The organism is Burkholderia sp. AU6039, assembly GCF_002223365.1.
Taxonomy (GTDB): Bacteria; Pseudomonadota; Gammaproteobacteria; order Burkholderiales; family Burkholderiaceae; genus Burkholderia.
On the sequence record NZ_NKFK01000005.1, the window covers coordinates 2,245,056 to 2,257,920 of the forward strand.

Below are 12,865 nucleotides of genomic sequence, written 5' to 3' on the forward strand. Positions count from 1 at the left end.
GATGGAGGCCGTGTCGCTGAAGGCGCTCGCATCGGTTTCGCCGCGCGAGTTCGCCGACATCCTGGCCGGGCCGCCCGAGCGCGCCGCCGCGTGGGTCGCGGCGGCGGCCGACAACGGCATCGTCGATGCACAGGCCGTCTACGGGCAATACCTGCTCGACGGACATGGCGTCGCGCGCGATCCGGCGGCCGCGTTCAACTGGTTCCGGCACGCGGCGCGCGCCGGCCACGCGATGGCGATGAACATGCTCGGCCGCTGCTACGAGTTCGGCTGGGGCACGGCCGCGTGCGCGCCGGTTGCCGTGTACTGGTACCGGCTCGCCGCGCAGGCGGGGCTCGACTGGGGCATGTACAACTACGCGACGGCGCTCGCGCTCGGCAACGGCGTCGACGAGAACCGCGCCGAGGCGCTCGACTGGTTCCAGCGCGCGGCCGCGCGCGGCCATGCGAAATCGATCAACCTGATCGGCGGCTTCTACGAGGATGGCTGGGTCGTACCGGTCGACCGCGACGCCGCGTTCGACCACTATCGACGCGCCGCCGTGGCCGGCGACTTCCGCGGCCAGTTCAACCTTGCGCGGCTGCTCGCCGAGCGCGGGCGCATCGACGAAGCGCTCGCGTGGCTTGCACGCGTGCCGGCCACCGCGACACCCGCGTTCGTCGCGAAGATGCGCGCGTATCTCGCGTCGTCGCCGATCGACGCGTTTCGTGCGGCGGCGCTGAAGTTGCCACCACAGCCGCAGCCACATTGTATGGACACCGCATCATGATGCTTCACATCCCCGGCGTACTGACGAAAGCACAGGTCGCGCAATGTCGCGAACTGCTCGATGCGGCCGAATGGGTCGACGGCAATGCGACGTCCGGCACGCAATCGGCGCTCGCGAAACGCAACCGGCAATTGCCGGAAGGCGCGCCGGCCGCACGCGCGGTGGGTGACGCGATTCAGGACGCGCTCGCACGTCATCCGCTGTTCTTCTCGGCGGCGCTGCCGCTCAAGGTGTTTCCGCCGCTGTTCAATCGCTACGAAGGCGGCGAGACGTTCGGCACGCACGTCGACAACGCGATCCGGCTGCTGCGCGGCACGGATTTCCGCGTGCGCAGCGACCTGTCGGCGACGCTGTTTCTCGAAGAACCCGATGCGTACGACGGCGGCGAGCTGTGTGTCGAGGATACGTACGGCACCCATCGCGCGAAGCTGCCGGCGGGCGACCTCGTGCTGTATCCGGCGTCGAGCCTGCATCACGTCACGCCCGTGACGCGCGGCGCACGCGTCGCGTCGTTCTTCTGGATTCAGAGCATGGTGCGCGACGACGGCGACCGCACGCTGCTGTTCCAGCTCGATACGCAGATTCAGGCGCTTTCCGCGGAGAAAGGCGCGAAGGATCCGATGGTCATCTCGTTGACGGGGATTTATCACAACCTGTTGAGGAAGTGGGCGGATGCATAACCAACGATATGCAAGGCAGCCGCTGGACGTATTGCGCGGCTCGGTCGTGCGCTACGACGGTCCCGTCGATCCAATCGAGGAAAGCGGTTGGGAGGCGCCGCCACACGACACGCGAAACGACGGCGTCCACGCGGGCACGACCATCGATACGCGAGGATAAGAGGCTCACGCCCCCGCAGCGGAAACCGCGACACATCCTCCGCCGGACTCTGGCATATTGGCGATTCGTCTGACCCAATCAACCACGAGCGCCCGGCCTCGCGCAACCGCGCTTCCTGCTGCCAGCCGGACGTGGCCCGCAACCGTCATTGCGCCACTTCGTCCACTATCGTGATTTCGCTCTCCGATCCCGTTGTCCGGTCCATTGCCCTGCTGGAGTCGCACGAAGGGTTTGTCGATCTCGCAGGTTTCCATGCACGCATTGCCGTCGATCTCGGCCGCCGCGACATCGAAAGCAGAAGCCCGCATTTCCTGAAAGTGCGTCGCGGTATAGCGGACCGGCTGATCGCCGCCGCGCAAGCGCTCCCCGCCGGCCTGCGCCTGTACGTCAAGGAAGGCTATCGGCCGCCGGCCCTGCAGCGCGACTCCTTCTCCGCACACCTCGCGCATCTGCGCCGCACGCTGAATCCGCTTCCGGACGAAGACGCGCTGATCGCCCTGACGAGCCACCACGTCGCGCCGCCGGAAGTCGCCGCGCACCCAACGGGTGCAGCCGTCGACCTCACACTGATCTCGGCAGAAGGCATCGAGCTCGACATGGGCTGCATCATGAACGCCACCGACCAGGAATCCTCCGGCGCGTGCTACACGCACAACCCGTTCATCAGCCGCGCAGCCGCCCGCAACCGTCAGGTGCTGATCACCGCGCTGTCGGGCGCCGGCCTGACCAATTACCCGTCGGAATGGTGGCATTGGTCGTTCGGCGACCGCTATTGGGCCGTGATGCACGATCAATCGCACGCCATCTACGGCCCCGTCGAGGAAAACATGCTCGACGAAGCCTCACGCTGACATTCTTTCCGACGAAACGCGCCCGGCTCGGTAACATCCTCACTTGTCGATCCCTGCCCGCTCCCGCACAATCGCAGCACCTGCATCACTCTCCCCCGCGCCGATGTCCTATGCGTCACTCGCCACCGGCGTCCTCCTCGCGGGCGGCCTCGGTCAGCGCTTCGACCCGAGCGGCCTGCACAGCAAGCTGCTCGCGCTGCTTCCCGACGGCACGCCGGTTGCGGTCGCGGCCGCCCGCCATCTCGCGGCGGCCACGGCCGACGTGATCGCCGTCGTGCGTCCCGGTGCCGAAAAACTCGCGATGCTGCTGAACGAAGCCGGCTGCCACGTCGTCTATGCGCCCGACGCCGTGCGCGGCATGGGCGCGAGCCTCGCGGCCGGCGTACGCGCGACGCCCGACGCCAACGGCTGGCTCGTCGCGCTCGGCGACATGCCGTGGATCGCGGCGTCCACCTACGAAACGGTCACGCGCGCGCTCGACGCCGACGACGCGTCGATCGTCGCACCCGCGCACCACGGCGTGCGCGGCCATCCGGTCGGGTTCGCCGCGCACCATTTCGATGCACTGGCCACCCTCGACGGCGACACAGGCGCCCGCGCGCTGTTCGCCAGCGCGGCGGTCACGCTGCTGGACGTCGACGATCCCGGCATCGTGCGCGACGTCGATACACCGGCGGATTTGCGCTGACCGGGATCGCACCACGCGGGCGGTGCAAAGCAGCGCCAGCGCCGCGCCCAGCGGGCTCCTGCTGAAACTCGTCCATCCGCGGCTTGCACCGACGACAGACCACCCGTCGCCACAATCCCGCTGCAAACGCGCACCCGATTGGCTATAACGGAGACGAGGCGCCCCTGCCGCGCCACCGCCGTCACGCACCGCGCGAGTCCTCCATGACCGATCACACGACCCCGACGCCCGAGCCACCGGCCGACCCGAACCGCGATCCGGAAGACGATCCGTTCTCGTCGCCGCCCGGCCATCACGACAACCCGCAGCAACCGGACGGACCGCCGAGCAAGGATCCTGTCTAGCCTCCGGGCTGCCGCGCCGCGCATTCATCGCGGGTTCCCGTCATGCGCCGTCGTCGCCGCATGAGGTTGTCTAGCGCGCCGTATATCCGCCGTCGATCGGCAGCGACACGCCGCTGACCATCGACGCCGCGTCGCTGAGCAAGAACAGGATCGGTTCGACGACCTCGTCCGGCTCCGCGAATCGCCCGAGCGGAATCGCAGCCAGCATCGGCGCGCGCTTTTCCGGTTCGCTCCACGCGAACTGCGCCATCGGCGTGAGCGTGACGGTCGGGTTCACACTGTTCACACGAATGCCGTGCGGCCCGAGTTCGATGCACAGCACGCGCGTGATCGCATCCATCGCCGCCTTCGACGCGCAATAGCTCAAATGCGCGGGCAAGCCGACGAGCGCGGCCTGGCTCGATACGTTGACGATGCTGCCCCGCGCCTGCGCGACGCCCCGCGCGTCGCGCGCGCTCATCTTCCGTGCGACGGCCCGGGCAACGAGCGCCGCACCGCGCGCATTGACGGCCATCACGCGATCGAAATGCGCGGCGCTCACCTCGAGCGCCGATTCGAGCGATGCGATCCCCGCGCAATTCACGAGGCCGTCGAACGCATCGTGCGCGGCGAGCGCCGCATCGATCGCGTGCTCGTCGCCACCGACGTCGAGTCGCAGCGTCTTGCACGCGGCCTCGCCGGCCAGCGCATCGAGCGCGGCCATGTCGCGCCCGGCCGCGACGACCTGCGCGCCCGCCTGCGCCAGCGCGACCGCGCACGCGCGCCCGATCCCGCTCGACGCCCCCGTGACGAGCACCCGCGAACCGCCGAAATCGAATCGTGTCTTCATGATGGCGTGTGCAACTCGTGCATGATCGGTTTGAGCGCCGGATACAGCGCCGTATAAAGCGCAAAGCGCGCCGCATACGCTTTCGCGCGTCCGGCATCGGGCCGTGCACGCTCGACGAGCGTGACCCAGCCGCCTTGCGCATCGTCGTGCGACACGAGCCCTGCCCCGACGCCCGCGAGCAAGGCCGCCCCCATCGCGGCTTCGACGTCCTGCTCGATCGTCCACACCGGGAAGCCCGTCACGTCCGCGATGATCTGCATCCACAGCGCCGAATGCGCGGCCCCGCCCACGACGATCAGCCGGTCATCCAGCGCCACCGCGCCACGCCGGCCCGCCTCGATGTTGTGCCGCAACGCGAACGCGACACCTTCGAGCACCGCGCGATACAGGTGCGCGCGCGTATGCGCGAGACTCAGCCCGACGAACGCACCGCTCGCCTTCGCGTCCCACACGGGGCTGCGCTCGCCCATCAGGTACGGCAGGAACAGCACGCCGTCGGCGCCCGGCGGCACGCTTTCGGCCGCTTCCTCGAGCAACACGTGCGGATCGCCGTGCGGCAGCAGGCGCGCCGCATCGATTTCCGCGTGACAGAACTGGTCGCGAAACCAGGCGACCGACGCGCCGGCCGTGATCGCGCCGCCGAACACGTAGAGGTCGCGCTGCCCGTTGAACACGTGCGGCATGCTGACGAGCCCGTGACGCGCATCGACGTGCCGGCTCACGTAACCCCAGCACATGCTGGTGCCGATCATCGCGACATGCTGCCCCGTGCGCGTCGCGCCGGCCGCGAAGGTCGCGACGGCCGCATCGACGCCGCCGGCGACGACGGGCGTGCCGGCCGGCAGCCCAAGTTGCTCCGTCCATTGCGACAGCAGCCCGCCGACGACGTCCGTCGATTCGACGAGCCGCTCGGGCATCATCGTCGCCGGAATGCCGAGCATGTCGAGCGCGTCGTCGGACCACTCGCGGCGCGCGACGTCGTACACGCCGCCGATATTGCCGGCCGAACTGTGATCGACCGCGACCTCGCCGGTCAGCAGGTAGATTACGTACGCGTTCGGCGGCAGGAAATAGCGCACGTTCGCCCACACGTCCGGCCGCTGGTCGCGCAGCCACAGCATCTTCGTGAAGCCGTAATAGCTGTCGACGCCGTTGCCCGTGATCACGCGCAGCCGCTCGACGTTCACGTTCGCGTCGACCCAGTCGACTTCCGCGGTCGCGCGCCGGTCCATCCAGATCAGGCACGGATGGAGCGGCCGCATGTCGATGTCGACCGGAATGCCCGAGCCGCCGTACAGGCTGCCCACGCACACCGCGCGGATCGCATCGGCCGGCACGCCCTGCGCGCGCGCATCGCTCACGCAGCCCGCGATGCACGCGAGCACCGCATCGAACCACACCTGCGGCCATTGTTCGGCCCACAGCGGGCGCGGCGTATCGGGCTGGTAGCCGGCCGAGCGCCGCGCGACGATCGTGCCGTGCCGGTCGACGAGCAGCGCCTTGGTGCTCTGCGTGCCGATATCGACGCCTATGACGTATTCCATGATGTCTCCGGTGAGGCGCACGCCGGCCGTCAGCGGGCCGGCTTCAGCAGCACCTTGATCGATTCGGGCGATTTCGCGACGCGGATCGCGTCGTCCCAGTCCTCGAGCGCGAAGTCGTGCGTGACGATGCCTGTCGACGTGACGAGCCCGCGCGCGAGCAGGTCGATCGCGATCGGATAGCAGTATGGCCCCAGGTGCGCGCCGCGTACGTCGAGTTCCTTGCGATCGCCGATGATCGACCAGTCGACGGTCGCATCCTCGCCGAACACGCTGAATTCGACGAAGCGGCCGAGCTTGCGGATCAGGTCGAGCCCCTGGCTCACGCCGACCGGCGCGCCGGTCGTCTCGATGTAGACGTCGCAGCCGTAGCCGTCGGTGAGCGACCGGACGATCTCGCGCGCGTCGTCGCGCGTCGGGTTGATCGTCACGTCGGCACCGTACTCGCGCGCGAGTTCCAGCCGCTCGTCGATCAGGTCGATCACGACGAGCTTCTTCGGCGTCTTCAGGTGCGCGACCTGCGTCATCATCAGCCCGAGCGGGCCCGCGCCCGCGATCACGACCACGTCGTCGAGCTGGACGTCGCCACGGTTCACCGTATGGATCGCGCACGACAGCGGCTCGATGATCGCCGCATCCTCGAGCGACACGCCGAGCGGAATCTTGTGGACGATCGCGGTCGGCGGAATGCGCATGTACTCGGCCATCCCGCCGTCGGCCACCTCGCGCTGGAAGCCGAAAATGTTGTGCACTTCGCACATCCAGTACTGGCCCGACTTGCAATAGCGGCACTTGCCGCACGGCACGATCTGCTCGGCGATCACGCGGTCGCCCACCGTCACGCCGAAATGTTCGGCCGCGCCGTCACCGAGCGCTTCGACGTGGCCGAAGAATTCGTGGCCGGGAATCACGGGCGCCTTCACCCATGGGCTCGGGCCGCCCCAGAACATCTTCGCGCCCGTGTAGCACTTGCAGTCGCTCGCGCAGATTCCGCATGCGGCGATACGGATCACGAGCTCGTTCGCGCCGGGGCGCGGCTTCGCGACCTGTTCGACGCGGTAGTCCTCGGGGCCGTGGCAGACGACCGCGGTCATCCGCGGCAGGGCTTCGGGTGTCGTCATGAGTTGTCTCTTTCGTGGATGATCTGGATGACTGATGAATCGGTCGTTACCGCGACCGTTCGCGGCTGATGTAGATCGCGAGCAGGATGATTCCGCCCTTGATCACGTTCTGCACATACGGGTTCACGCCGATCATGTTCAGCCCGTTGTTGAGCACGCCGAGCAGCAGCGCACCGACCAGCGTGCCGAGGATCGCGCCGCGCCCGCCGGAGATCGACGTGCCGCCCATCACGACGGCCGCGATCGCGTCGAGCTCGAAGCCCACGCCGGCGTTCGGCTGACCGCTCATCAGGCGCCCGGTCAGCACGATCGCGGCGAGCGCCGACGTGAGGCCGGCCAGCGTGTAGACGATCAGCTTCACGCGCGCGACCCGCACGCCGGTGAGCCGCGTCGCCTGCTCGTTGCCGCCGATCGCATACACATAGCGGCCGAACGGCATCCGGTCGAGAAGCAGCCACGCGATCGCATAGATCACCAGCATGATCAGCACGGGCGCCTGGATGCCGAACACCTTGCCGCTGCCGAAGAACGCGACCCAGTCGGGCAAGCCGTCGATCGGATAGCCGCCCGTATAGATCAATGCCAGGCCGCGCGCGATACCCATCGTCGCGAGCGTGACGATGATCGGCGGCATCCCCGCGAACGCGACGAACACGCCGTTCAGGAAGCCGAACCCGAGGCCGACCGCGATGCCGATCGCGAGCGCGGCGACCGCGTTCACGCCCGCGACCATCAGCCCGGCCGCGAGCGTGCCCGACAGCGCCATCACCGAGCCGACCGACAGGTCGATCCCGCCGGTCAGGATCACGCAGGTCATGCCGACCGCGATGATCGCGTTGATCGACACCTGGCGCAGCACGTTTTCCAGGTTCGCGGCGGACAGGAAGCTCGGGCTCGCGATCATCATCGCGATGCACACGACGATCAGGCCGACGAGCGGATAGAACAGCGTCGAGCGCCGCAGCTGCGCCCACCTCGCGCGTGGCGGCGGTGCGTCGCCGTGTCCGGCGGTCGCCGCGAGCGTCGTGGAAGGCGTGGAAGAAGAATCAGGCAGGTTCATGGGTCGCTCCTCGCGTGCCGGCCGTGGCATAGGTCATGACCGTGTCGGGATCGATCTCGTCGCCTGCGAGCGTCGCCTCGATGCGGCCCTGCCGGAACACGGCGACGCGATCGCACATGCCGACGATTTCCGGCAACTCGGACGAGATCATGATGATGGCGTAGCCGCGCGCGGTGAGTTCGCGCATCAGCCCGTAGATTTCGGCTTTCGCGCCGACGTCGATGCCGCGCGTCGGCTCGTCGAAGATCAGCACCGACGTGTGATGGTTCAGCCAGCGCGCGATCACGACCTTCTGCTGGTTGCCGCCGGACAGCGTCGCGACCTCGGTGTGGATCGACGGCGCCTTCACGCCGACGCGCCGCATCACGTCGTGCGTGGTGCGCGCCTCGCCGCGACGGTCGATCAGCCAGCGCATCGACCGGTACTTGCCGAGGTTGTTCAGCGAGATGTTGTCGCGGATCGAGAACGACGTGACGAGCCCTTCCGTCTTGCGGCTCTCCGGCAGGATGCCGATGCCCGCGCGCAGCGCGTCGGCCGGATCGGCGAGCTTCGCCGCCGTGCCGCGCACGCGCACGTCCTTGCGGTGCGCACGCGTCGCGCCGATCACCGCGAGCGCGGTTTCCGTGCGGCCCGAGCCGACCAGCCCGGCGAAGCCGAGGATCTCGCCGGCATGCAGCGTGAAGCGGTTCACCGGGCCGCCGCGCTCGATCTGCAGTTCGTTGACCTCCAGCACCCGCGGCGCATCGGCCGCGCGCGCCGGCTTCGGCGGAAAGCTGCTTTCGATCCGTCGGCCGACCATCATCCGTACCAGTTGCTCGACGTCCGTGCGCGCGACGTCGGTCGTCGCCACGTACTGGCCGTCGCGCAGCACCGTGATGCGGTCGCACACCGCGAAGATCTCGTCGAGGTGATGCGAGATGAAGATCATCGCGACGCCCTGCCGCTTCAGCTCGCGCATGATCGCGAACAGGTGCTCGGCCTCGGCCGGCGTGAGCGTGGCAGTCGGTTCGTCGAGGATCAGGATGCGCGCGTCGAGCGACAGCGCCTTGCCGATCTCGACGAACTGCTGCTGCGCGACCGACAGCGCACGGATCGGCGCATCGAGATCGATCGCCACGCCGAGCCGCGCGAAGATCGCGGCCGCCGCGTGACGCATCCGCTTGCGGTCGCGCGCGCCCCAGCGGTTGCGCAGCTCGCGGCCGAGGAACAGGTTGTCAACGGCGTCGAGGTGCGGAATCAGGCTGAATTCCTGGAACACGATGCCGACGCCCGCCGCGACCGCATCGTGATAGTCCGCGAAATGGCGGGCGGTGCCGTCGATCTCGATCGTGCCGGCATCCGGCTGGTGAATGCCGCACAGGATCTTCATCAGCGTCGACTTGCCCGCGCCGTTCTCGCCGAGCAGCGCGTGGATCTCGCCGCGCGCAATCTCCAGATCAATGTCGGACAGCGCCTTCACGCCCGGAAAGCTTTTCGTGATGTGGCTGAGCCTGAGTATCGTGTCCATCGGCTTCTCCGTGCGAAGCGCGCCGGCCGTGCCGCCGCGCCTCGCGTCGCATCGCACGTCGTTCACCAGCTGAAGCCCTTCGCGTTGCCGCGATCGACCACCTTCACGTCGACGGGAATCGCCTTCGGCACCGTCGCGCCCCACTTCCGCGCGATCGCGATGCCGAGCGCGATGCGCACCTGGTCGGCCGGGAACTGCGCGGTCGTCTCGATGAACTTCGAATTCGGCTTCTGGATCGCGGCGATCGCCTCGGGCGCACCGTCGACGCTCGTCAGCTTGATGTCCTTGCCCGAGCTCTCGATCGCGGCGAGCGAGCCCATCGCGCCGCCGTCGTTCACGCTGAAGATGCCCTTCAGGTTCGGATGCGCGGAGATCATGTTTTCCGTGACCGACAGCGCAGTCGCGCGCTCCTGCTTGCCGTTCTGCGTGTCGACCAGCTTCACGTTCGGGTATTTCGCGAGCCCGGCCTTGCAACCGCGCACGCGTTCGAGAATCGGCACGACCGGAATGCCGTCGAGGATCGCCACTTCGCCGCTGCCGCCGATCGCCTTCGCGAGGTAGTCGCACGACATCACGCCCGCGTCGTAGTTCTTCGAGCCGACGAACGAATCGACCGGGCCGTTCGCGTTCGCGTCGACGGCCACCACCACCGCGCCGGCCTTCTTCGCCTGCGTGATCGCCGACTGGATGCCGGTCGAATCGGTCGGGTTCACGAGCAGGATGTCGATCTTCTTCTGCAGCATGTCCTCGACGTCGCTCACCTGCTTGCTGACGTCGTGATGCGCGTCGGTGACGACGACCTGCGCGCCGATCGACGCAGCGGCGTCGTTCAGCGCCTTCTGCATCGTCACGAAATACGGGTTGTTCAGCTCCTGGAACGTCATGCCGATGCGCAGCGGTGCGGCCTGCACGGCGGCAGCGGGCAGCCAGGCCGCGACGGCGAGCGCGGCAATCACCGCCATACGGGCGGCGCGACGGGGGAATGAAGCGGGCAATGCATGCGTCATGACGGTGTCTCCGGTTATGTGTGCGGCTTTTTCGTGGGTGAACGCGCCCCTCGCGACGTGGGCGACGCGATTGCGCTGGGTGAAACGGTCGGGAAAGTCAGGCGGGCCGCGGCCCCGCGATCATCCTGGCTGCGGCGCGAGCTCGGGGAGGCCGGCCGTGACGACACGCGGCGGCAGCGGATTGCCGGTGGGCGCCGCGTGCAGCGCGAGCTCGCGGCTGCGCGCATTCAGGCGCTGCAGCGCGCGGAATTCGGACGGCGCCATCCCCTTCACCGCGCGGAACTGGCGGTTGAAGTTCGACACGTTGTTGAAGCCGGCCTGGAAGCAGATATCGGTGATGTTCGCGTCGTCGGCGAGCAGCATCTGGCACGCGGACTCAATCCGCAGACGATTCACGTACTGCACGAACGGCATGCCCGTCTGGCGGTGGAACGCGCGCGAGAACGCGCTGACGCTCTGCCCGGTCAGTTGCGCGAGATCGGCTTCCCGCAGCTCGGACGCAAGGTTCTTGCCGATGTAGGACAGCGCATGGCTGAGCCGCGTGGGCGTGACGTCGGCCTGGTCGTACGCGGGGCTCGCGAGCAGCGTGCGTTCGGCCGCCCCGCAAAGCCGTTCGAGGATCGTCATGAACAGCGCGATGCGGCGCATGCCGCGCGCGGCCAGCAGTTCGTCGAACAGCGGCGCGATCGCGGCGCTGGTGGCCGCGTCGAAGCCGACCCCGCGCCGCGCATCGTCAAGCAGCGCCTGCGCATCGCGGCATTCGGGAAACGCGTCCATGCAACGGCGCACGAACGCCGGGTCGAATTGGATCACGAGATTGCGGCGCTCGACGGTTTCGCCTTCAGCCATGTCGCTGACCCAGTTGTGCGGCAGGTTCGGGCCGAGCAGCACGAGATGGCCGGGGCCGAACGAGCCGATGTGGTCGCCGACGAAATACTTGCCGCGCGTCGCGACGATCAGGTGCAGTTCGAATTCGGGATGGAAGTGCCAGCGGATCGTGCGATACGGATAGCCGTGCGACCAGACCTTGAACGACTCGTCGCGTCGCACGTCGACCACTTCCAGATCGGGGTGCATCATGGTTGGCGTCTCCATTCCCATGTCTCGCTGGCCGGTTCGTTGCGCGCGTGCGCCGCGTATTTCACACGGCGACGCGACCGGTCGCATGGGAAGCAATGTAGGTCGATCGAGCGCGCGGCTCCACCAACTTTACGCCTGATTTCCGATACTTTTTTGCGCATTCCGGCCGCACAGGGCGCCGGACGACAAATTTGTGCAGCGCGGAACGGCCGGACGGCCGCCCGCTCCGGTGCTTACGCGGCCGCGTGCTCGCGCGCCGTCCGCACTTCGTATGCCTTCAGGTGGTTGTACGCGATCCGCAGCAGCGACAGCGTATCGGCCGCCTGCGGGTCGCGGCGCGCAAGCAGGTCGCCGATCACGTGATCGGCCTCGACACGCGCATGGTTCTCGACGTCGCGCAGCATCGACGCGGTCAGCGGCGACGGCGTCAGCACCATCCGCTGCATCCGCTCGATGGCGGCCGGCTCGGGCCGGTGGCCGTTGTGCTCGGCAATCGCGCTGCATTCGCCGAGCATCGTCTCGAGCAGGCGGCGGCCGTCCGGCGCGGCGAGAATGTCGCCCACCGAGCCGCGGAACAGCGACGTGCTCGCGGCGAGCGTCGCGAGGAACACCCATTTTTCCCACATCCGCGCGACCACGTTGTCGCTGAGCGTCGCATCGAACCCCGCGCCGCCGAGCACGTCGGCCACCGCGCGCACGCGCGGCGATTCACCGCCCGCGAGTTCGCCGAAGGTGACCCCGTGCGTGTCGTTGAGGTGCACGATGCGCTGCTCGCGATCGAGCGTCGCCGCGATCACGCACAGCCCGCCGAGCACCTGCGCGGCGCCGAACCGGTCGCGCAGCACGTCGAGATGACGCATCCCGTTGAGCATCGGCAGGATCAGCGTCTGCGGGCCGACGAACGGCGCGAACGACTGAATTGCATCGTCGAGGCTGTACGCCTTGCAGCTCAGCAGCACGAGGTCGAACGGCGCGACGCCGGCACCCGCATCGCCCGCGCGCACGGTCTGCACGTTCGCGAGCGTCAGGTCGCCGCGCGGGCTGCGGATCAGCAGCCCGTCGCGCGCCAGCGCGGCCGCGCGGCCGTCGCGCACCAGGAACGTCACGTCGCGCCCCGCCGCGGCCAGCCGGCCGCCGAAATACCCGCCGACCGCGCCGGCCCCTACCACCAGAATTCGCATCGTTGCCTCCTTTCGGTTTCATTCGCCGCCGCGCCGCCGAGCCGCTG

13 protein-coding genes are annotated in these 12,865 nt (G+C 68.3%); 5 read left to right on the forward strand and 8 right to left on the reverse strand.

Features of this window, described 5'->3' with window-relative positions; translation table 11 throughout:
- The first annotated feature begins 1 nt into the window (after nucleotide 1).
- The 5 genes from CFB39_RS27790 (at nucleotide 2) to CFB39_RS40355 (ending at nucleotide 3,492) form a co-directional block, all read left to right on the forward strand.
- Nucleotides 2-769: a tetratricopeptide repeat protein gene (locus CFB39_RS27790; protein WP_089475238.1), complete on the forward strand. Its 768-nt coding sequence runs from the start codon at nucleotides 2-4 to the stop codon at nucleotides 767-769.
- Nucleotides 766-1,449, forward strand: a complete 684-nt coding sequence (locus CFB39_RS27795; RefSeq protein WP_089458582.1) for a Fe2+-dependent dioxygenase — start codon at nucleotides 766-768, stop codon at nucleotides 1,447-1,449. Before CFB39_RS27790 ends, CFB39_RS27795 begins: the two co-directional genes overlap by 4 nt.
- 291 nt (nucleotides 1,450-1,740) lie before the next feature.
- Entirely contained in the window at nucleotides 1,741-2,460 is a 720-nt protein-coding gene (locus CFB39_RS27800) for a M15 family metallopeptidase (protein WP_089475239.1), read from the forward strand.
- Between the two features lie 103 nt (nucleotides 2,461-2,563).
- Nucleotides 2,564-3,148: an NTP transferase domain-containing protein gene (locus CFB39_RS27805; RefSeq protein WP_089475240.1), complete on the forward strand. Its 585-nt coding sequence runs from the start codon at nucleotides 2,564-2,566 to the stop codon at nucleotides 3,146-3,148.
- Nucleotides 3,149-3,351: 203 nt separating this feature from the next.
- Nucleotides 3,352-3,492 carry a hypothetical protein gene (locus CFB39_RS40355; protein ID WP_174972170.1) on the forward strand — a complete coding sequence of 47 codons (141 nt, stop codon included), beginning with the start codon at nucleotides 3,352-3,354 and terminating at the stop codon, nucleotides 3,490-3,492.
- Between the two features lie 70 nt (nucleotides 3,493-3,562).
- On the opposite strand, the gene CFB39_RS27810 is transcribed toward CFB39_RS40355, so the two are convergent.
- The 8 genes from CFB39_RS27810 to panE all read right to left on the reverse strand — a co-directional run bounded on the left by CFB39_RS27810 (nucleotide 3,563) and on the right by panE (nucleotide 12,818).
- A complete protein-coding gene (locus tag CFB39_RS27810; RefSeq protein WP_089475241.1) occupies nucleotides 3,563-4,321 on the reverse strand; it encodes an SDR family oxidoreductase in 759 nt (252 codons plus the stop codon).
- Complete coding sequence (locus tag CFB39_RS27815; RefSeq protein WP_089475242.1) at nucleotides 4,318-5,865, reverse strand: FGGY-family carbohydrate kinase; 1,548 nt, start codon at nucleotides 5,863-5,865, stop codon at nucleotides 4,318-4,320. Before CFB39_RS27815 ends, CFB39_RS27810 begins: the two co-directional genes overlap by 4 nt.
- A 29-nt stretch (nucleotides 5,866-5,894) precedes the next feature.
- Complete coding sequence (locus CFB39_RS27820; protein ID WP_089475243.1) at nucleotides 5,895-6,983, reverse strand: alcohol dehydrogenase catalytic domain-containing protein; 1,089 nt, start codon at nucleotides 6,981-6,983, stop codon at nucleotides 5,895-5,897.
- A gap of 46 nt (nucleotides 6,984-7,029) precedes the next feature.
- Nucleotides 7,030-8,043 (reverse strand): ABC transporter permease, encoded by a 1,014-nt coding sequence (locus CFB39_RS27825; protein ID WP_089475244.1) that lies wholly within the window; start codon nucleotides 8,041-8,043, stop codon nucleotides 7,030-7,032.
- Nucleotides 8,030-9,550, reverse strand: a complete 1,521-nt coding sequence (locus CFB39_RS27830) for a sugar ABC transporter ATP-binding protein (protein WP_089475695.1) — start codon at nucleotides 9,548-9,550, stop codon at nucleotides 8,030-8,032. The genes CFB39_RS27825 and CFB39_RS27830 overlap by 14 nt, the downstream gene beginning before the upstream one ends.
- A 62-nt stretch (nucleotides 9,551-9,612) precedes the next feature.
- On the reverse strand, nucleotides 9,613-10,557 hold the full coding sequence (locus CFB39_RS27835) for a substrate-binding domain-containing protein (protein ID WP_089475245.1): 945 nt from the start codon (nucleotides 10,555-10,557) through the stop codon (nucleotides 9,613-9,615).
- 120 nt (nucleotides 10,558-10,677) lie between these two features.
- Entirely contained in the window at nucleotides 10,678-11,637 is a 960-nt protein-coding gene (locus tag CFB39_RS27840) for an AraC family transcriptional regulator (protein WP_089475246.1), read from the reverse strand.
- A 233-nt stretch (nucleotides 11,638-11,870) separates the two neighbouring features.
- Nucleotides 11,871-12,818, reverse strand: coding sequence for a 2-dehydropantoate 2-reductase (gene panE, locus CFB39_RS27845; protein WP_089475247.1), 948 nt, complete (start codon nucleotides 12,816-12,818; stop codon nucleotides 11,871-11,873).
- Nucleotides 12,819-12,865 lie beyond the last annotated feature (47 nt).

What these genes read in the sequence shown, in the direction of transcription:
- CFB39_RS27835 (WP_089475245.1), bottom strand. Translation starts at nt 10,557, where the DNA reads ATGACGCATGCATTGCCCGCTTCATTCCCCCGTCGCGCCGCCCGTATG.
- CFB39_RS27825 (WP_089475244.1), bottom strand. Translation starts at nt 8,043, where the DNA reads ATGAACCTGCCTGATTCTTCTTCCACGCCTTCCACGACGCTCGCGGCG.
- CFB39_RS27805 (WP_089475240.1), top strand. Translation starts at nt 2,564, where the DNA reads ATGTCCTATGCGTCACTCGCCACCGGCGTCCTCCTCGCGGGCGGCCTC.
- CFB39_RS27820 (WP_089475243.1), bottom strand. Translation starts at nt 6,983, where the DNA reads ATGACGACACCCGAAGCCCTGCCGCGGATGACCGCGGTCGTCTGCCAC.
- CFB39_RS27810 (WP_089475241.1), bottom strand. Translation starts at nt 4,321, where the DNA reads ATGAAGACACGATTCGATTTCGGCGGTTCGCGGGTGCTCGTCACGGGG.
- CFB39_RS27790 (WP_089475238.1), top strand. Translation starts at nt 2, where the DNA reads ATGGAGGCCGTGTCGCTGAAGGCGCTCGCATCGGTTTCGCCGCGCGAG.
- CFB39_RS27795 (WP_089458582.1), top strand. Translation starts at nt 766, where the DNA reads ATGATGCTTCACATCCCCGGCGTACTGACGAAAGCACAGGTCGCGCAA.
- panE (WP_089475247.1), bottom strand. Translation starts at nt 12,818, where the DNA reads ATGCGAATTCTGGTGGTAGGGGCCGGCGCGGTCGGCGGGTATTTCGGC.
- CFB39_RS40355 (WP_174972170.1), top strand. Translation starts at nt 3,352, where the DNA reads ATGACCGATCACACGACCCCGACGCCCGAGCCACCGGCCGACCCGAAC.
- CFB39_RS27840 (WP_089475246.1), bottom strand. Translation starts at nt 11,637, where the DNA reads ATGATGCACCCCGATCTGGAAGTGGTCGACGTGCGACGCGACGAGTCG.
- CFB39_RS27830 (WP_089475695.1), bottom strand. Translation starts at nt 9,550, where the DNA reads ATGGACACGATACTCAGGCTCAGCCACATCACGAAAAGCTTTCCGGGC.
- CFB39_RS27815 (WP_089475242.1), bottom strand. Translation starts at nt 5,865, where the DNA reads ATGGAATACGTCATAGGCGTCGATATCGGCACGCAGAGCACCAAGGCG.